We start from the raw sequence: 18,435 nt of genomic DNA on the forward strand, positions 1-18,435 counted from the left end.
AGAATATTTCAGTAAAGGGTTAGGGTAGACGATGTATATCTATAACGACGTTGATCAAAAGATCGTTGATGAGCGTGTTGAACAGTATCGCGATCAAACCAAGCGGTATTTAGAAGGGCGCTTGAGTGATGACGAGTTTCTGGCACTCCGTCTGATGAATGGTCTCTATATCCAGAGACAGGCACCTATGCTTAGGGTGGCTATTCCCTATGGAACGATGACATCGACTCAGTTAAGAGCTTTGTCTGCGATCTCTAGAAAATATGATAGAGGCTATGGTCACTTTACGACGCGTACCAATATTCAATTTAACTGGCCAAAACTTGAAGAGGTGCCTGATATTTTGGCGGATCTCGCAAAGGTTCAGCTGCATGCGATCCAGACTTCAGGCAACTGTATTCGAAATACGACCACTGATCACTTTGCCGGCGTTTCCGCAACTGAAATTTCTGATCCTAGACCCTGGTGTGAGCTGATTCGACAGTGGTCGACTCTGCATCCTGAATTTGCCTATCTTCCACGAAAATTCAAGATCGCCATTACCTCAGGGCCAGAAGACCGTGCAGCCACTCAAGTTCATGATGTTGGGTTGCACCTCATTAAGAACGCTCAAGGCGAGCTAGGCTTCGAGGTATTAGTTGGCGGTGGTTTAGGGCGCACACCGAAAATAGGTAAGGTGATTCGTCAGTTCTTACCCGCTAATGAGGTGATCTCGTACTTGGAGGCAATCCTAAGGGTTTATAACTTAAAGGGGCGTCGTGATAACAAGTACAAAGCTCGAATTAAGATATTAGTTGATGCGCTGGGTGCTGATGCGTTTCGTGATCTTGTCGAAGAGGAGTGGCTGCATCTCAAAGGGAGTGATTTGCAAATTACTCAAGAGGAGATTGAACGGGTCAGTGACTTTTTCACGCCACATGACTACAACACTGAAGCTGCTGCTGACACGACATTGGATCACTATCTTGAGACCCATTCAGAGTTTAAACATTGGTATCAGAGAAATACGCATCAGCACAAAGTGCCTGGCTATCGTGCAGTGACCGTCTCCCTTAAGCCGCAGTTGGGAGCGCCGGGGGATATCACAGCCTTGCAGATGGATCTTGTGGCAGAGTTGGCGGATCGTTTCTCCTTTGGACAGGTTCGTTCAACGCATCATCAAAATCTTCTATTGGCCGATGTTGATCAGAGAAATTTGTACTCCGTTTGGGTAGCCCTCAGAGATGCAAATTTAGCTCGTGCCAATATCGGCACGCTAACCGATATGATTGTCTGCCCCGGTTTTGATTTCTGTTCTTTGGCCAATGCAAAAACCCTGAACATTGCTCAGCAGATTAATGATGCCTTTGATGATGTTGATTATCTGCATGATCTTGGTGATATACGCCTCAATATGTCGGGATGTATTAATGCCTGTGCCCATCACCATGTGGGCCATATCGGTATCCTAGGTGTCGATAAGAAGGGTGAGGATTGGTATCAAATCACACTGGGAGGATCGAGCGAAGCCGATGCATCACTCGGTAAAGTGCTGGGACGCGCTGTCGCTGCTGATGAGGTGGCCGATACGTTAAAGCGTCTTCTGGAAACCTATGTGGAACTACGAAAGGGTGATGAGCTGTTTATCGATTGCGTGCGCCGACTAGGTGTTGAGCCGTTTAAGGAGAGAGTCTATGCCGTTGCTTAAGCATAAAACCTTAGTCAGTGATGATCCTTGGGTTTTTCAGGAAGAGTTTTCAGACATTACAGAATCATCCATCGTTGTGCCATTCACTCAGCTTCTTCAGCAAGTGACGATTGCACAACCTCAGGAACGATTAGGCGTCAGACTCAGCAGTGAGGAGTCACTGGATGATCTGATTCCACATTTAAATCAGGTATCGCTGGTTGAAATCTATTTTGAAGCGCTACGCGACGGTAGAGGCTTCAGTTTTGCTCGCCTGTTACGTCGAGAGGGTTTCCAGGGTGAGATACGTGCCAGCGGTGAGGTGAGCCGTGATCGACTGGATTATCTCTATCGGTGTGGCTTTGACTCGGTGCTGTTGCAGGCTCCGATCGATGCTGAGCAGGCCCAAACGGCCTATCAAGAAATTTCCGTGCACTATCAGGCTGATGCGCGAAACGACCAACCTATCTATAGGCAGACATTATGAGCTTAGATATTAATAAGGCTAATCAACAACTCGCCGGCGCAACCCCTCAAGCGATTGTCGAGTGGGCACTAGAGCAGGGCGATAACCCAATTATTACGACCAATTTTCGTCCCTATGAGTCGGTCATTCTGCATCTAGTGACCTCAGTTAAACCGGATATTAAAGTGCTTTGGGTCGACTCAGGATACAACACCTCGGCGACCTACCGCTTTGCCGAAAAACTGATACAAGACCTAAATCTTAATGTGATTACCTATGTGCCAGCACAAACAGCAGCGCATCGAAATGTGGTCATGGGTGGCATCCCTGACGTGGATAGCCCACTGCATGAAACCTTTACACAGCAGGTCAAAATCGAGCCATTTCAGCGGGCTCTAGCCGATCTAAAGCCGGACGTATGGTTTAACGCCATTCGCAAAGATCAGACCGAGTTTAGACAGTCACTGGACGTCTTAAGCCAATCAAAAGATGGTGTGCTGAAGGTGGCCCCACTCTTTGAGCTGACTGAGGCTCAACTTGAGTCCTATCTGCTAGAACATAATTTGCCGAATGAGCATGACTATTTCGACCCAACCAAAGCGCTAGAGACCCGTGAATGCGGACTTCATACGCAACTGTAGAGCCACTCTAATGGAATATTTACCGCTCTTTTTTGATCTTAAAAACCGACCTGTTCTACTGGTAGGTGGCGGCGACGTGGCTTTGCGTAAAGCACGGCTATTAACACGTGCTGGCGCGCTCATTCATCTTATTGCACCAGAGGTGTGTGAAGAGGTGAAAATGCTGGTTGAGCAGAAGGGTGGTCAGATTGAGCTGGGTAAGTATCGTAAATCTCTACTGCAAGGCAGAGTCTTGGTCGTCGCCGCGACCGATAATCAATCGCTCAATGAGTCGATCTCTTTTGACGCGCGTTCTGCTAATGTTCCGGTCAACGTCGTAGACAGTCCTGCACTCTGTACGTTTATCTTTCCGGCTATTGTCGATCGATCCCCAATCGTTGTCGGTATCTCCTCGGCGGGTAAAGCACCGGTCTTAGCGAGAAATCTTCGAGCACGATTGGAGACTCTCATCCCTCAAGGCTATGCCGATTTAGGTGCTTTGGTGGGACGATTTAGACAGCAGGTGAAACAGAAATTTTCCACCGTTGATGGTCGTCGCCTATTTTGGGAGAAGATACTGTCAGGCCCTGTCGCCGAAAAGGTATTTGCAGAACAGCAGGATGAGGCTGAGCAGTTACTTAGGTCGGCGATTGAAGCGGCCGAAGATAAAGCACCAATGGGTGAAGTCTATCTGGTCGGCGCGGGGCCAGGGGATCCTGAACTACTGACCTTTAAAGCACTGCGTTTGATGCAGCAGGCCGATGTGGTGTTGTATGACGCCTTGGTCTCGCCGGAAGTGGTGGATCTTTGTCGTCGAGATGCCGATTTAATCTATGTGGGTAAACGCCGTGATCAACATACCTTGTCACAAGAGGGGATTAACGAGCTGCTAGTCAAACATGCGAAACAGGGGAAGCGAGTGGTCCGCCTAAAAGGGGGGGATCCGTTCATCTTCGGTCGAGGCGGTGAAGAGCTTCAAGCCTTGTCAGAGCAGGGAGTGCCTTTTCAGGTAGTGCCTGGCATTACAGCGGCCAGTGCCTGCAGTAGTTACTCTGGCATTCCATTGACTCACCGTGATTATGCTCAATCCGTTAGATTTGTAACCGGGCAGTTGAAGAGCCGACAAGCAGAATTAGATTTCTCAGATCTATTAGCTACGAATGAGACGTTGGTCTTCTATATGGGATTGCACACTTTGCCAGATATCTCTGCGGGATTGATGGGTGCGGGTCGTTCAGCCTCTACACCGGTCGCCATCGTCTCTCGCGGTACCTGTAAGGATCAAAGAGTGTTGACCGGAACCTTGTCGACGATATCCGATCTACAAGAGAGTGCACAACTGCCCGCTCCATCCATCATCATCGTCGGCGAGGTAGTTAAGCTTCATTCAGAACTGGCCTGGTTTGGTGAGGTTCATCAAGAGGCTAATCATGCTTTAGAGCAGGTACAGCAACTTTCCGCTTAAAAGTTTGTATGTTGGCATGGCATTTGCTTAATCCACAGTAGATAGGCATCTATGTTAATGATGCTCGAAACTGTTTAGGTTAGGTGTTGGATTGATCATGCTGAACTCTTGTTTTTATTTATGCGTCGCGTTTTGCAAATTTTTTGCAAAAACCAAATCCCAGTTGTTGTTCTCTCTACTGATCTCAATTCCATTAACGGCGACTTCGGCGTCTGACAAGCCTGTGGATCCTAATCGGATATTGATTCTGTTTACTGGCCACGAACAGATCCCTTTTCAGCAAGAGGTTTTTCAGGGGTTTATTGATGAGCAGTATCAGCTACTCTTTGATCAATCTGAGTTATTCACAAAAGAGGTTTACATCCACCGATTGGATGCTTTCAGAAGTGAGCCCGAATACCTTCCGCAAAAAATCGAGTCTATTTATAAAAATTACCCTAAACTACCCGCAACGATCATCGCCGAAGGCAATTTTGCCCTGCGAGTTGCTCAAGGACTTTCTAGCAAACAACCCAACGAGATAAATATTTTTGCTGTCAACACCAGCATGGCCGCTCTTCCCGGATTTTCGAAAGGGGAGCTGTTTGATAAAGAGGCAACACTTGATTTGATACCTGAGTTGTTCCCAAACATCAAAGAGTTGGTTGTGCTTGCCCCAGGCTCACGTCGAGTAGAGGTTGAAGATCTATGGGATCTTAACTTTGCCGATCAATTTGATTTAACCCTTCTTGATGAGTCGTTAAGTTTTGACGAGACCCTATCTAGGTTAAAACAGCTTCCTGCAGATCGAGTCATTCTATGGTTAGGGCGTGGTACTGGGTCGGTCTCTGAAGATGGTTTGCCGATACAGCTAACTAAACAGATTGTTGAACTTGATGTGGCCCCCTTGATATCGATGCAGAGCTCAACTCTTAAGGCTGGTGGTTTGGGCGGTTATATGACTCCTTCTAGAGAGTTGGGCCAAAAGATAGCACAGCTGGTTTACGGTCAATCTGAAGGGTTTGAACCACCTCAAAAGCGCTATATTTTGGATTATAACGAGCTAGAGCGTTGGAAGGCTGATACGTCTAATCTTAAGGGGCCAATCTCGATCATCAATGAGCCTCTCTCTATATTTACCGAGAGACAAGTTCAGACATACATCGGCCTACTTTTATTGATGGCTGCACTGTTGTCAGCTCTGTTTGCCTGGTGGATCTGGCATCAGTTAACCCTTCGAAATCGCCAGCTATCGAAGATAGAGTCTCTAGATAGACAGCTCCATTTAGCTTTAACTACCTCTAAATTAGCGCTAATAGAGGAAAACGTTAATCATCAGACGGGTCAATGGATAATTGAACCCCCTAATGAGAATGTTGCTCCGCTTGTCGGTGAGGCTAGATTAAATGCTACTGAGCCTGGATATCGCAATCAAATTACAGACGCGCTTGCTCAAATAGGAGCGGTCGTTGAGTACCCGCTCTTCATAGAGGCGTTGAATAGAACTAAATGGGTTAGAAACTCGACGATTGCGGAGCACACCAATGCAAAGGGTGAGCTGATTCGAATTCAGCTGTCACAGGATGTAACGGACATCAAAGAGAAGGAACTGGCGCTTGCTGAGTCGGTAAAACGGACCGAAAAAGTACTGCAGCAGCTTAACGATGTGTCTGAATATGGTGATATAGGACTCTTTCACAGTGATTTGATCAAGGGGGTCGTCACGGCGAATGATGTCTTTAGATCCCTCTATGATCTCCCAAAAGATCAGTATCCGACGATTACTCAAGAGGATATCAGCACACGTATCGCTGCGGACAGTGGAGAGGATCAGCTTAAAAATCAACTCCACAATTGGCAATCAAATAATTTTCAAAAGATTCAGAGAGAGTTGTTACTCCCCTCTGGTGAGAGGCGTTATCTTGAGTTAAATGCACGCCCTGAAGTGAAAGAGGATGTGTTGCAGGGGTTTAGCGGCGCAGTCATCAATCGTACTGATGATGTTCTGCTCAGGCATCAACTGGAAGTTACGCTTTCTGAGCGCAGTCAGGCTGTTAAGCGGTTAGAAGAGACACTGCAAAAACAGAAACAGATGTTTGCGGTGATTGGTCATGAACTTCGAACACCGGCTGCGGCACTGAATATGATGTTGGAAGCGGACGATGCGGCGATTACAGAGTCGTTTGGTGATATTCGCTCAACCAGTCAGCACCTGTTAGCGGTATTGGATGATTTACGATCGGTGGTTGAACCAGAACTGATTCAAGAGAGAGCGCTCTCTAATGCTCGTCCAATAGAGATAATAGAGCGATCACTGACACCACTTAAAACGATGCTCGATAATAAACAGATTCGATGCTCGGTAAAATCGAATGATATGGCAGGTCATCAATTCAATCTCGATCAGCGGGGTATTCGACAGGTTTTAACCAACATGGTTAAGAATGCCGTTGTGCACGGGCAAGGATCTACGATTCAAGTTCAGGTCGATGTGATGGCTCCTATATCAGCCAATGAGGAGACTATGCATCAGCTTCGTATCTCGGTTGAAGATGATGGTCGTGGAATTCCTACCTCTCAGTATGAGTCGATTTTTGAACCCTTCGAAAGAGGTGACACAGAAGCCGATGGAACCGGATTAGGGCTCTCAATCTGTCGTGAGATCATTCAAGCTAATGGCGGTACGCTCAATGTTAAAGAGAGTGTAGCGCTAGGAGGTGCCTGCTTCATAGTTGATATTCCGGTTGAGCCTAGGCAGTCAGCAACCCCGGATGAGACTGCATCGATGGTATCACTAGAGGGATTGAGTGTTTTGATGGCAGAAGACAATCTGATGCTCAGAAAGCTTAGTGAAAACTTACTGCAAAAATTGGGGGCTAACCCCGTTCTTGTGGAAAATGGCCAACTGGCTCTAGATCTGTTTAATGAACAAAAATGGGATCTGATCATAACGGATATCTTTATGCCGGAGATGAACGGTTATGAATTGGTCGAAGCGATTCGTGCGACAGGAAGTGGTGTGAAGGTGCTAGGGGTAACCGCTGCAACGGTTGGTAACGAACGAGACCTGTTGTTAAAGGCTGGCGCTGATGTCGTTATGGGTAAGCCCATCACATCAGATTCTTTGCAAAACGCTCTGTTGCAGTTACAGCTAAGGGTGTGATTATATCTAGGCTTTAATGTTTATTAAGAGCGTTTGGCTTGTCTCACTGGTTTGTTTACGTCGTTCGTTGTTCCGATAAAACCCTTTATACAGGGGTAAGCACGGATCCAGCTAGACGACTCCGTCAACACAATGGTGAACTGGTTGGCGGCGCTAAATACACACGAGCTAGACGACCTGTGGAGCTGATCTGGCATGAGCAACATGCAGATCGTTCAAGTGCCATTCAGCGCGAGTACGCAATTAAGCGGATGACTTTACAGCAAAAAAATCAATTAATAGGGTTGTGTCAGTTAGGATGATCTTAGCTTACTGAATGGAATTTTTTTCAGTTGAACTCCAGACCCATGGGTCTAAACTAAATCGTGAAAAGTCTGAAGCTGATATCCAGTGGTTGGCTTACCTGGCCCGGGTTTGAAGGGTATTACGAGTCGAAATATTGCTTTCGGCCAAGCGGGCGGCAACTCACTGTTTAGAAGTTATGGTTAACAGTAAGAGTGTCGCCCGTTTTCATTACGCGTTAGACGAAATAGCTACCTAAAAGATAACTACTAAGGTAACCGACTAAAAACGCAATCGATAGATAGACGACGTAGCGTGCATAGCTTCCGAAATTTAGGATATCCACTTTAGACATTGCAACGATGCCGGCTGCTGACCCAATTGCCAACAGCGACCCCCCAACACCCACAGAATAAGTTAAGGATAACCACTCGGCTTTAGACATCTCTACTCCAGATTTGAGCAGTGCCGCTGTCAAAGGTACGTTATCGACAAAGGCTGAGAAGACACCCATCGCAAAGTTTGCAACGGTGATGGGTAGGACCTGATAGATGCCTACTAAACTGTCTAGGGTTCCAATCTCTTTGAGCATCCCCACCAATAGCAAAATACCCAAAAAGAACATCAATGTATCGAACTCGATGCGTCTAACGTAGTCCAACAGGTTTTCACGAGTGTCCTCTTCGTAGAGAAAACGGCCCAGCAGAAACATGGTGGATAGTCCAAAAAGGAAGGTCAAAACCGGTGGGATGCCCGCAACAATATTGAGAATAATGGTCGAAATAATGGTTGCTAGAAATATAACCGCAATGGCTTTACCGACCTTGTCGTCCTTGCGAGGGGTAGGGGTAATAATCACCTGACCTACCAAGGGTCTAGAGAGCATGGCCGCTAACAGCATGGTGCTTACGAAGGCTGGTACTGAAAGTAGCAGTAGGTCAGTAATCTCTACCTTGCCGGCTAGAAATACCATTAATGTGGTCACATCGCCGGTAATCAGCGATACACCACCAGAGTTGACTGCAAATACAACCAGTACAGAGAGTCTAAGGGTTTTACGTCTCTCTAAACCAAGCGATAGTACCAAGGCAATGGAGACCAGGGTGGCTGTGATGTTGTCACAAAGACTTGAAAAGACAAAGGAGAAGATGCCAACCAGAAAGATGAGTTTGCGTTCACTGATTTGACTGGGCAGTAGTCTATATATAAGCGTCTCAATCAGTCCTTGATGGTTTAAAAAGGCGACAAAGGTCATCGCGGACATTAAAAATAGCCAAAGCCCTGCGATATCTAAAAGGTTTTCATTGAGCATACCCCTGAGTTGCTCAGGCGTAACACCTTGTTCAGGAAACAGGAAGATCAATATCCAAGAGAGCGTGCCTAGAAACAGAGTCGATTTCGCTTTGTTCAGATGAATCAGCTCTTCAAACACAATGGCTAACAGAGCAATCAGAGCAAAAGCGATGAGAGTGTAGTGGAGCATAGATAATCCTTATCAGATATTGGCAAAGTTGTGCCTCTAAAGGATCGTCAGTTTACTACTTTAGTTGGATTTGATTATTAATAAATCAACGTATTAGGTCGGTTTTTAAGACTGGTTTTGCATAAGCTTATAGTTGGGTAAAGTAGGATACTCAGCCCCTTAGGCTGAGTATCGGATACCGTTAGGCTTTTTCTGCGCGTGGTTTGCGATTGCCTTTAGGTTTGCTGTTGCGGTCGCGCGGTGGTCCTTTACGACGCGTTGGTTTACCTGACATCTCATCCTGCCATGGGCGAATCGACAACTGCTTGCCGCAGACACGAGCATCAGCAATTTTCTTCAATTGTGCATGCTTAAGATCATTTGGAAGATCAATCGTTGAGAAGTTCTCACTGATGCTGATTCGTCCAATCAGATCGCTGCTGATATTCGCTTCGTTTGCGATCGCACCGACGATGTTACCCGGCTTAACGCCTTGTTGGTGGCCAACGCCGATCCAGTAACGGGTCTTACCTTCGTCTGCACCAGAGTCACGACGAGGTTTACGATCACCTCTTTCACCGCGCTCGCCACGATCAGAGCGTTCACGACGTGGGCGCTCTTTAAAGCTGGGCTCTTTCTCATCAAGATAGAAGGGCTTATCTTTGTAGATAAGCTGAAGTGCAGCAGCGGCCAGGGCAGAGGCTGTGATACCGCTCTCTGTCACTAGTTCAGTGATCAGGTTATGGAAGTCAGCCGTCTGTGGTTTATCAATCGCATTAACAAGACGCTCTTTTAGGCGCTGTGAACGCAATTGGTTCAGAGCTTTAGCATCGGGAAGTTCAAGTGTTTCAAGTGTTGAACGCGTGTGGCGTTCAATCGACTTAAGCAAGCGGCGCTCACGATGAGTCACAAAAAGAACCGCATCACCTTGACGACCTGCACGTCCTGTACGACCAATTCGGTGTACGTAAGACTCAACATCGTAAGGGATATCGAAGTTAATAACGTGGCTAATACGCTCAACATCCAGACCGCGTGCTACGACATCGGTCGCCACGACAACATCAAGTTTGCCAGACTTTAGACGGCCTACAACGCGTTCACGTTGTGCTTGCTGAATGTCACCGTGCAGTGCAGCTGCATAGAAGCCTGCCTGAATAAGCTGTTCTGATAGCTCTTCAGTCGCTGTCTTAGTTCTAACAAAGATCAGCGCTGCATCGTGCTCGTGCATCTCGAGTAGGCGAGTTAGAGCTTGGAACTTAGAGAGGCCACGAACTTCCCAAACGCGCTGGCGAATGGTGCTGGCTGTCTCAGTCTTGCTTTGAATCTTTACGTGCACAGGGTTTTGTAGGTAACGCTCAGTGATCGTTTTGATTTCACGTGGCATCGTCGCCGAGAACAGTGCGATCTGACGAGTAGGTGGCGTGTGCTCAAGCACCCACTCTACATCGTCAATAAAGCCCATGCGTAACATCTCATCCGCCTCATCCAGTACCAAACACTTTAGTTTGTCTAGGCTAAGAGTGCCGCGACGAACATGGTCCATGACACGGCCTGGTGTACCAATAATGACATGCACACCCTTACGTAGAGAGCGAAGTTGTGTGTCGTAACCCTGTCCACCATAGATTGATAGTGTACGTAGACCAGGGATGTACTTAGAGTACTTTTCGCAGGCTTCAGCTACCTGAATGGCGAGTTCGCGAGTTGGAGCAAGTACCAATACCTGTGGGTGGATCTTGCTAGTATCGACGTTCTGTAGAAGCGGCAGAGCGAAGGCGGCTGTTTTACCAGTACCCGTTTGCGCTTGCCCTAGAATATCACGGCCATCAAGAAGGGCTGGAATAGCGCCGGCTTGGATAGGAGAAGGTGTTTCATAGCCTACGTCAGAGAGTGCGTCGAGAATAGGCGTGCTTAAGCCAAGATCACTAAATGTGATCGGCTGATCAGTATCAGACATCAGATTTCCTGCTTTTAGGGGATCCCGTTACCCGCGGCCCATAAGTCAAAAGCAGGTGGAGGATCGTTGAAAGAGGCGCAAATTATACAGACTTTAGGCTAATAAGCCAGCTGTTTATTTTTTAAACAACAAAAAGGCCCGCCATGAAAGCGGGCCTGAACATTATGTGCTAGGCATCTCTAGCCCTTTAGAGACAAAGTCAAAGGACTTCATTCGCTCAATATAAGCGGCCACATTGGGGTATTGATCAGGTTCTATTTTTTGAAATTCAAAGCGATTTGCCCATGGAAAGATTGCGAAGTCAGCAATCGACAGTTGATCACAAACAAAGTCGCGTCCTTCCAATTGTTTATCCAGAACACCCCAAAGACGATGCGCCTCTTTGCAGTAGCGATCAACCGCGTAGGGGATAGGTTCCGGTGCAAATTTATTGAAGTGATGTGCCTGTCCAAGCATAGGTCCAAATCCACCCATCTGCCACATTAGCCACTGCATCACTTGCCAGTAGGCTTTAGGTTCTGTGGGCATAAACTGGCCACTTTTCTCGGCGAGATAGAGCAGGATAGCACCGGTTTCAAATAGGGAGATAGCCTCGCCATTAGGACCATCATGATCAACGATGGCGGGTATCTTATTGTTGGGACTGATGGCTAGAAATTCAGGTTTGAACTGTTCATCGTTAAGAATATCGACTCTATGGAGTTGATATTCGAAACCACAGGCTTCAAGCATGATTCGGATCTTATGGCCGTTTGGTGTGCCCCAGGTGTAGAAATCGATCATCTGATTAGCCTCGTGTGAAGTGTTGGTAAATTTTAATCAGCTCCTCTTCACTATAACTAACAATCACCAACTGTTGACCGGGTTTAATCAGGTCTGGATCCTGACCCAGCATTCCCTGTTGGTAGTTGTAAATGTAGATGTCGTTCACCTTAGAGTAGAGGAACTCGCCTAAGAAAGAGGAGCGTTGATTCTCAAGCACTTCGTCAGCAAGTTCTGGAATCTCTGCGATGAGCGTTTGTCCGTTCTCACCACTGAGCTTGATCCCTTCACGGAAGGTGTTGGTAAGGCCACGCTGCAATATGCCCCAGAGCCCTTGCATGTCGTTGGGGGTTACCGCATGAATGTAGAAGACACTGCCGGCAGCGATGTCGGGATTAGATAGAAGCTCTTTAAGACGAATTTTGTCTCCGGGTGACAGTGTTTTGGTATTGATAACATTGTCTTCAGAGATGAGTTTCATCATCTGATCAGGCTTCACCGATTCATTGCTGACGAGTGGCTGCTTCACAACAAGGGTTGAGGTTTGTACACCCTGGGTTTGAGCCTCATCAGCGGCCTCCATAGCTGTCTGAATGGTCTCTACTTGAGCGGCCTCACTCTTCATGTTGGGTAGTTCTAGCAGTTGATCACCGGTAACAAAGTTATTCGCTTGTTTAATATCGAGCGCTTCATCTTTGGTCTCTTCGGTCAGTGTTTTAATGACCTTTTTGGCCGCTTTTTCTGTCTCTGCAAGGGGCTGTTGTGAGGGGGTGCTTTGTGGTTGCACACTTTCGCCGGTTTGGGAGTCAGTGGATATTTCCGGTTTGTTCAGGAAAAGGTAAGTCGATACTGCAATGATAATCAGAATAAGAGCGATAATGACGCGTTGCATAGTGGTGTGTCCTTAACAGGCGACTGATTCGAATCAGGGTTGTTATTCGTTATTACAGCAACAATAATCACTTTATTGACCGGTTTAAAGTCTTTCTGCCGGTTTTGAGGTAATGAGTGTGTCTGATCAAGAGATTACAAACGATTTCACATCGTTAATGCTAGGTGAAGGAGTTAAACCGATTAAGGCAGAGGCTAAGGTCTCTGCGCGCGAGCACTTAAGACGTGGTGATATGCAGGCTCTTGAACAGCGTCGACGTGAGGCCGAAGGGGTTGATGAGCGCTTTCGATTTACTGACAATCAACTGTTGAACCCCTTGGACCCTGTCGAGTGGAAACGCGATGGCGTTCAAGAGGGGGTCTATCGCAATCTCCGTTTGGGTAAATACACTGTCGATGCGCGCCTTGATTTGATTAACAGAACGCTCTCTGAGGCCTGTGAAGAGGTGCCTAATTTTGTAAAGGAGTGTTACCGATTGGGTCTACGCACAGTCATGATTACCCATGGACGTGGCAAGCATCTGCAGGCACCTCAGAACAAGATGAAAAGTGCACTGACACTCTGGCTGCCAAACATTGATGAGGTGTTAGCCTTTCATAGCTGTCAGCCCCAGTATGGGGGGCTTGCAGCGATCTATCTGTTGTTACGTAAGAATGAAGAGCAGCGCCTCGCCAATCTAGAGCGTCATCGATAGTGGCCATCAACGATCGAAAACTGGTTTGGCTTCAGTGTGAGTCAGAAGTAGAGGCAGGTCAGGCGATCAATCAGCTTAAGGATCAACTCCCTCTCAACTCTATGAAAGGGTTGTTAGTCGGTCAGTCGCAAGAGGGTTTTAGTTCGATTAGAGCCGATCGATTAGCGACAGAGCTTGGTCAATCCATTGACTACCTTATCTTCAATGCTTTTGACGGCTTCACACCTAATGCTCTGGCCCAAGGGGCGGGCCTTGTTCGGGCTCCTGGTGTACTGATTTTGATCACTCCTAAAGCGTCTGTTTGGCCCAATTATGCTGATCCGTTTTTACAAGCCTTGGGGCAGTCTGAAAGTTATTATTCAAACTACATACAATTATTAATCAATAGTTTAAATCATAGTAGTAATATTATTTGTGATATTGACGCCGTCGAGCTCAATAGTACAACTAGCACTCAATTATCTGAATCAATAGCCCTAACTGCTGACCAACAGGCTGTGGTGGATAACCTGCTTGATGACTGGTCTCTATCGACCTCTACCAGAGTTATTACAGCAGACAGAGGTCGCGGCAAATCCTCAGCTTTGGGCCATGCGTTAAAACAGTCTGATTGGGAGTCCAATCAGGTCATTGTGACGGCACCGGATAAGCGCGCCGTTTACTCTCTCTATCAGCAGAGCGATGAGTTTCAGCCGCGCTTCCTCCATCCTGCTGAAGCCTTACAGGAGCTGCGTACCAACCCCGATATTCGACTGTTGGTGATTGATGAAGCCGCCGCGATTGCAACGCCTCTGCTTGATCAACTGGTTGAAATTGCCAATCATCTAGCAGTCTCGACAACGGTTAATGGCTATGAAGGATTTGGGCGTGGTTTCTCTCTTCGTTTTCTACAACGTTTGGGTCTACAGCGAGAGGGTGTTAACTACTCCCAGCTGGCTGAACCGGTTCGATGGTCTCAAGGGGATCAGCTTGAAGAGACGATCAATGAACTGCTGTTTCTGACTGAAGGCGAGCCGTCTAAGGCGTTCTCAGGCTTTGATGACTGCGTGTATGGTTTAGAACTCGATGGCCTTGTTAGCCATCCTGATCGATTACAGGCGATCTATCAGCTTCTACACCTAGCTCACTACCGAACCTCACCCAACGACCTACGAGTTCTACTCGACTCCCCAGGGCAATCTATTTTCGCGACAGTGCAGGGCGGAGTGTTGGTTGGTGTTGCGTGGATTTCAGAAGAGGGTGAGCTGTCTGCTGAGCTCTCTGAGGCGATCGCTCAGGGTGTTCGACGGCCAAATGGCAATCTACTTCCGCAAACACTCATATTCTCTGAGGGTATGGTCACACTAGGTACCAAGCGCTTCTGGCGAATTGCACGTATTGCGGTCGTGCCAGATTTCAGAAGATCAGGCATTGCCGCAGCTATGCTCCGTTCTATTGAAGCGAAAGCGATTGCGTCTCAGATCGACTTCATGGGAGCTAGCTTTGCTGGATACCAAGAGGTGTGGCAGTTTTGGAACGCTTCTGGCTACAGAGCGATTCGTATGGGCGATCGTATCGATCCGGTGGCGGGTGAGCCCGCATTGCTGGTTATGAAAGCGTTAAACGCCAACGCCACAGACGATATTCAGTTTCTATGCGAGCAGGCAGTTTCTCGTTATCAATTTGAGATTGAGAGAGAGTTGAGGTCGGCAATGCCAGTTGGTTTTGAGGCTCTACCTAAAACGCTTGAGCAGAGAGCTTTATCGTCTCATCAGATTGAGTCTTTAAAGCGCTTTGCTCAGGGCAGTGCGCCACTCACACTAGTAAGACCTTGGATTGAGTTGTTAGATAAGGGGGTTGCGCATAACGAGGTTGGTCACCTTGAACTTAAACCGAACAAGCATCAACTCAAGGCTTTACGACATAGGGTGTCCCAGTTCATCGACTAGGGTCACTTTATCCCCAAGAGAGACCTTTCCAGGCTTTACCAAGCTAATATTTTGGCCAAAGTTGATCTCCCCATTCGGTCCAGAGTGAATTGCCTGCAGTGTGCGGAGCGGTTCCTGATGGCTATCTTTCAATCCAGTGATGGGATCGCGTGTGACTAAAACACAGCGTTCGCATGGCTTGCGACGTTCAAATATGGCCTCTCCGATTTGAAACCGACTCCAGCTATCTTCAATCCAGGGTATTGAACTGTCGATGACAAGGTTAGGTCTAAATCGAGCCATTTCAAACAGCCCGCCTGATGCATGGTTAAGTGCATCCAGTGAGGCGGTATTGGTCAGTAGAATAGGGTAACCATCACTGAGTATTGGGCCCCACTCATAGCGCTTTTCTGCAAGTTCTGTTGCCTGACTGTCGTTAAACACTAGGCAGACTTTGCGTTCGAACAGGGAATCCAGCGTCTTATTATTGAGCCTGATTCGTTGTACTGAGGTAATCCGACTCCAAACAGTCACGCTGAGTCTCTCCGATGAGCTGAAATCACCCTTCGCAATCATCTTGTTTTTGTAGAGGATAGAGAGAGTCTGACCGTCTGACTCGATGTTCAGATCCAGCAGAATCGGATCTTTTCTAGCTGTTATAAACCGCCCATCCTCTTCCGCTAGCATGAAACGACGGTCGCCAACGATCCCTTTAGTTTCTATGTTCGCTTGCTCTAAATGCACGGCCTGACCCGACTTGATCGGGTAGCGGATGATGTCGACGAGTTTCATCTCTGGTTAGTCCTTTAGAAGCGTCTCTTTGGCCGAGTTAATGCGAGAGGCAAGCCAATCACTGCCACCGCGATCAGGGTGGGCTTTTTGCATCAATCGCTTATGCGCAGCAAGGATCTCCTCTTTTGATGCTCCCTCTTTAAGACCCAATATTTCATAGGCCTCCTGTTTGCTTGGGTTTCCGGAGGGTTTAGGGCTGTTCTTTTGTTGCTGGCGTCGAGCCCTTAGAAAAGGGAGTAGGCGCAGCAACCAGGGAAACGCACTTTTAACAAAGGGAAGTAGGCCGGCAATCAGAGCGCCTAGCCAGTGCATCCTGCCGGTAATGGCTAAAAAGAGCATCACCAGCGCTAGGGTGATGAGTCCGGCTTGAAGCCAAGCTCTGCGTCGATGCTCTTTGGGTTTAGATCTCACCCAGCCGAGTATCAGCAGAATCAGTATAACGACAGCAATAAAAGAGATTGGATTCACAAGGTCTTGTCTCTGTACTTATATTGGGTTTGAAGGTTTGGCATGAATGCTTGGTCCGAAAGAGTATAGCTGACGTAACCTGAAAAGTAGATTTAAGGAAGCCATATGAAAGTAACTATCGAGCAGCTCAATCGTGAGCGTCCGGTTATATCTGAATTGAGATTGAAGTCCTTTGAATGTGAACACTATCTGGTTCAATTAACGACTGAGACTGGGCAATCAACCCTAGTTGACGACACTGGGCGCCCTCAGGTGTTTCGATCTCAGCTAGCGGCCAAGATTCCGTTCAAAGGATTAAGGGTTGAAAGGGCGGTGCTAGAGCATCAATCCTATTATGACGAAATGATTGGGTTGCAGGGCGACAAGGTTGAACCTCTGCTGGTTGATATCAGCCTTCCTGATAATGATTACTCATAAAAAAAACGGCACCCGAGGGTGCCGTTTTAGTATCAACTCTGGATTAGCTAATCGCTTTAAGGATTTGATCCAAACGCTCTTTAGCATCACCGAATAGCATGCGTGTGTTCTCTTTGTAGAAGAGTGGGTTATCGACACCCGCATAACCAGTACCCATAGAACGTTTCATGACAATGGTCTGTTTACCGTTCCAAGGCTCAAGTACAGGCATACCTGCGATAGGGCTGTCTGGTACTTCCTGTGCTGCAGGGTTGACGATGTCGTTGGCACCGATAACGATAGATACGTCAACGTTAGGGAAGTCTTCGTTGATCTCTTCCATCTCGTAAACGATGTCATAAGGTACTTTCGCTTCAGCAAGCAGTACGTTCATGTGACCAGGCATACGACCCGCTACAGGGTGAATACCAAAGCGAACGTTGATGCCTTTGTCGCGAAGTTTCTTAGTGATCTCGAATACGGTGTGTTGAGCCTGAGCAACCGCCATACCGTAACCTGGTAGGATCATGACCTCTTTAGCGTTAAGAAGCATGTCTGCCGCTTCATCCGATTCAACCGAGCGAATGTCTTCAGCATTACCCGCAGGGCCTGCTGGACCACCGCTTGAAGCTTTCTGACCAATACCACCAAAGATTACGTTTAGGAACTTGCGGTTCATCGCCTTACACATGATGTAAGAGAGGATAGCACCACTTGAACCGACTAGAGCACCGACGACGATGAGTAGATCGTTACCTAGCATGAAGCCCATCGCTGCAGCAGCCCAACCTGAGTAGCTGTTCAGCATTGAGACTACAACAGGCATATCAGCACCACCGATCGCTGCCACCATGTGCACACCAAATACCAGTGCGATGATGGTCATAACCGTCAATTCAAAGACACCGCCAGTTGCCGCTGTATCCATGTACTGAATCATGAAGTATAAAGCGATCACACCGAGTGCAATGTTGAATAGGTGACGACCTGGTAGTTGAAGAGGGCGTCCGCCAATCTTCCCGCTTAGTTTCAAGTAAGCCATGACGGAACCAGAGAAGGTCATCGCACCGATCAGAATGCCAAGGTAGGTTTCAACGGCGTGAATCGACTGAGCAACACCGGTGAGTGGTGCATGCTCTAGAGCATTCGCCCAACCCACAAATACGGCTGCTAGGCCCACAAGGCTGTGAAGAATCGCCACTAGCTCAGGCATAGAGGTCATTTCTACACGTTGCGCCAGAATGTAGCCAATGATACCACCGACAACAATACCACCGACCAGAAGTCCGTAGTTGTTAGAGACTAGGCCAACGATGGTAACACCGACAGCAATCGCCATACCCAGCATGCCATAGAAGTTACCGCGACGTGCAGACTCCTGATGCGCAAGACCGCCTAGTGCCATGATAAACAGGGCGCTGGCTGCAATGTAGGAAGCTGTAATAATTCCTGAAGTCATCG

16 protein-coding genes are annotated in these 18,435 nt (G+C 47.6%); 9 read left to right on the top strand and 7 right to left on the bottom strand.

Going from position 1 to position 18,435, the window contains the following annotated elements; translation table 11 throughout:
• Positions 1 to 31: 31 nt before the first annotated feature.
• The 6 genes from XMD579_RS05180 to XMD579_RS05205 all read left to right on the top strand — a co-directional run bounded on the left by XMD579_RS05180 (position 32) and on the right by XMD579_RS05205 (position 7,661).
• Positions 32 to 1,687 carry a nitrite/sulfite reductase gene (locus XMD579_RS05180; RefSeq protein WP_173505985.1) on the top strand — a complete coding sequence of 552 codons (1,656 nt, stop codon included), beginning with the start codon at positions 32 to 34 and terminating at the stop codon, positions 1,685 to 1,687.
• Entirely contained in the window at positions 1,674 to 2,153 is a 480-nt protein-coding gene (locus XMD579_RS05185; protein ID WP_173498935.1) for a DUF934 domain-containing protein, read from the top strand. Before XMD579_RS05180 ends, XMD579_RS05185 begins: the two co-directional genes overlap by 14 nt.
• Positions 2,150 to 2,773 (top strand): phosphoadenosine phosphosulfate reductase family protein, encoded by a 624-nt coding sequence (locus XMD579_RS05190; protein WP_173482440.1) that lies wholly within the window; start codon positions 2,150 to 2,152, stop codon positions 2,771 to 2,773. Before XMD579_RS05185 ends, XMD579_RS05190 begins: the two co-directional genes overlap by 4 nt.
• A gap of 10 nt (positions 2,774 to 2,783) precedes the next feature.
• Positions 2,784 to 4,217, top strand: a complete 1,434-nt coding sequence (cysG, locus tag XMD579_RS05195; RefSeq protein ID WP_173505986.1) for a siroheme synthase CysG — start codon at positions 2,784 to 2,786, stop codon at positions 4,215 to 4,217.
• Positions 4,218 to 4,380: 163 nt separating this feature from the next.
• On the top strand, positions 4,381 to 7,359 hold the full coding sequence (locus XMD579_RS05200) for a hybrid sensor histidine kinase/response regulator (protein WP_173505987.1): 2,979 nt from the start codon (positions 4,381 to 4,383) through the stop codon (positions 7,357 to 7,359).
• Positions 7,360 to 7,397: 38 nt separating this feature from the next.
• Entirely contained in the window at positions 7,398 to 7,661 is a 264-nt protein-coding gene (locus XMD579_RS05205; RefSeq protein WP_173505988.1) for a GIY-YIG nuclease family protein, read from the top strand.
• Positions 7,662 to 7,879: 218 nt separating this feature from the next.
• Here the strand turns inward: XMD579_RS05205 and nhaD are convergent, their stop codons facing one another.
• The 4 genes from nhaD to XMD579_RS05225 form a co-directional block, all read right to left on the bottom strand.
• On the bottom strand, positions 7,880 to 9,124 hold the full coding sequence (gene nhaD, locus XMD579_RS05210; protein WP_173505989.1) for a sodium:proton antiporter NhaD: 1,245 nt from the start codon (positions 9,122 to 9,124) through the stop codon (positions 7,880 to 7,882).
• A 181-nt stretch (positions 9,125 to 9,305) separates the two neighbouring features.
• Positions 9,306 to 11,063 carry a DEAD/DEAH box helicase gene (locus tag XMD579_RS05215; protein WP_173480864.1) on the bottom strand — a complete coding sequence of 586 codons (1,758 nt, stop codon included), beginning with the start codon at positions 11,061 to 11,063 and terminating at the stop codon, positions 9,306 to 9,308.
• Between the two features lie 162 nt (positions 11,064 to 11,225).
• Complete coding sequence (locus XMD579_RS05220) at positions 11,226 to 11,846, bottom strand: glutathione S-transferase family protein (protein WP_173480865.1); 621 nt, start codon at positions 11,844 to 11,846, stop codon at positions 11,226 to 11,228.
• 4 nt (positions 11,847 to 11,850) lie between these two features.
• Positions 11,851 to 12,717, bottom strand: a complete 867-nt coding sequence (locus tag XMD579_RS05225) for a hypothetical protein (RefSeq protein WP_173480866.1) — start codon at positions 12,715 to 12,717, stop codon at positions 11,851 to 11,853.
• 118 nt (positions 12,718 to 12,835) lie between these two features.
• On the opposite strand from XMD579_RS05225, the gene smrA reads away from it, so the two are divergent.
• Positions 12,836 to 13,411: a DNA endonuclease SmrA gene (gene smrA / locus XMD579_RS05230; protein ID WP_217364085.1), complete on the top strand. Its 576-nt coding sequence runs from the start codon at positions 12,836 to 12,838 to the stop codon at positions 13,409 to 13,411.
• Positions 13,411 to 15,339, top strand: coding sequence for a GNAT family N-acetyltransferase (locus XMD579_RS05235; protein WP_173480868.1), 1,929 nt, complete (start codon positions 13,411 to 13,413; stop codon positions 15,337 to 15,339). Before smrA ends, XMD579_RS05235 begins: the two co-directional genes overlap by 1 nt.
• On the opposite strand, the gene XMD579_RS05240 is transcribed toward XMD579_RS05235, so the two are convergent.
• Both XMD579_RS05240 and XMD579_RS05245 read right to left on the bottom strand, forming a co-directional pair.
• Positions 15,307 to 16,110, bottom strand: a complete 804-nt coding sequence (locus XMD579_RS05240; RefSeq protein WP_173480869.1) for an MOSC domain-containing protein — start codon at positions 16,108 to 16,110, stop codon at positions 15,307 to 15,309. The two genes, XMD579_RS05235 and XMD579_RS05240, sit on opposite strands and share 33 nt — an antisense overlap.
• 6 nt (positions 16,111 to 16,116) lie before the next feature.
• On the bottom strand, positions 16,117 to 16,578 hold the full coding sequence (locus XMD579_RS05245; protein WP_173480870.1) for a DnaJ domain-containing protein: 462 nt from the start codon (positions 16,576 to 16,578) through the stop codon (positions 16,117 to 16,119).
• A 105-nt stretch (positions 16,579 to 16,683) separates the two neighbouring features.
• On the opposite strand from XMD579_RS05245, the gene XMD579_RS05250 reads away from it, so the two are divergent.
• A complete protein-coding gene (locus tag XMD579_RS05250; protein WP_173480871.1) occupies positions 16,684 to 16,995 on the top strand; it encodes a DUF6482 family protein in 312 nt (103 codons plus the stop codon).
• A gap of 43 nt (positions 16,996 to 17,038) precedes the next feature.
• Here the strand turns inward: XMD579_RS05250 and XMD579_RS05255 are convergent, their stop codons facing one another.
• Positions 17,039 to 18,433 carry an NAD(P)(+) transhydrogenase (Re/Si-specific) subunit beta gene (locus tag XMD579_RS05255; RefSeq protein WP_173480872.1) on the bottom strand — a complete coding sequence of 465 codons (1,395 nt, stop codon included), beginning with the start codon at positions 18,431 to 18,433 and terminating at the stop codon, positions 17,039 to 17,041.
• Between the last annotated feature and the right edge of the window lie 2 nt (positions 18,434 to 18,435).

The organism is Marinobacterium sp. xm-d-579, from assembly GCF_013282935.1.
Classification (GTDB): Bacteria; Pseudomonadota; Gammaproteobacteria; order Pseudomonadales; family Balneatricaceae; genus Marinobacterium_E.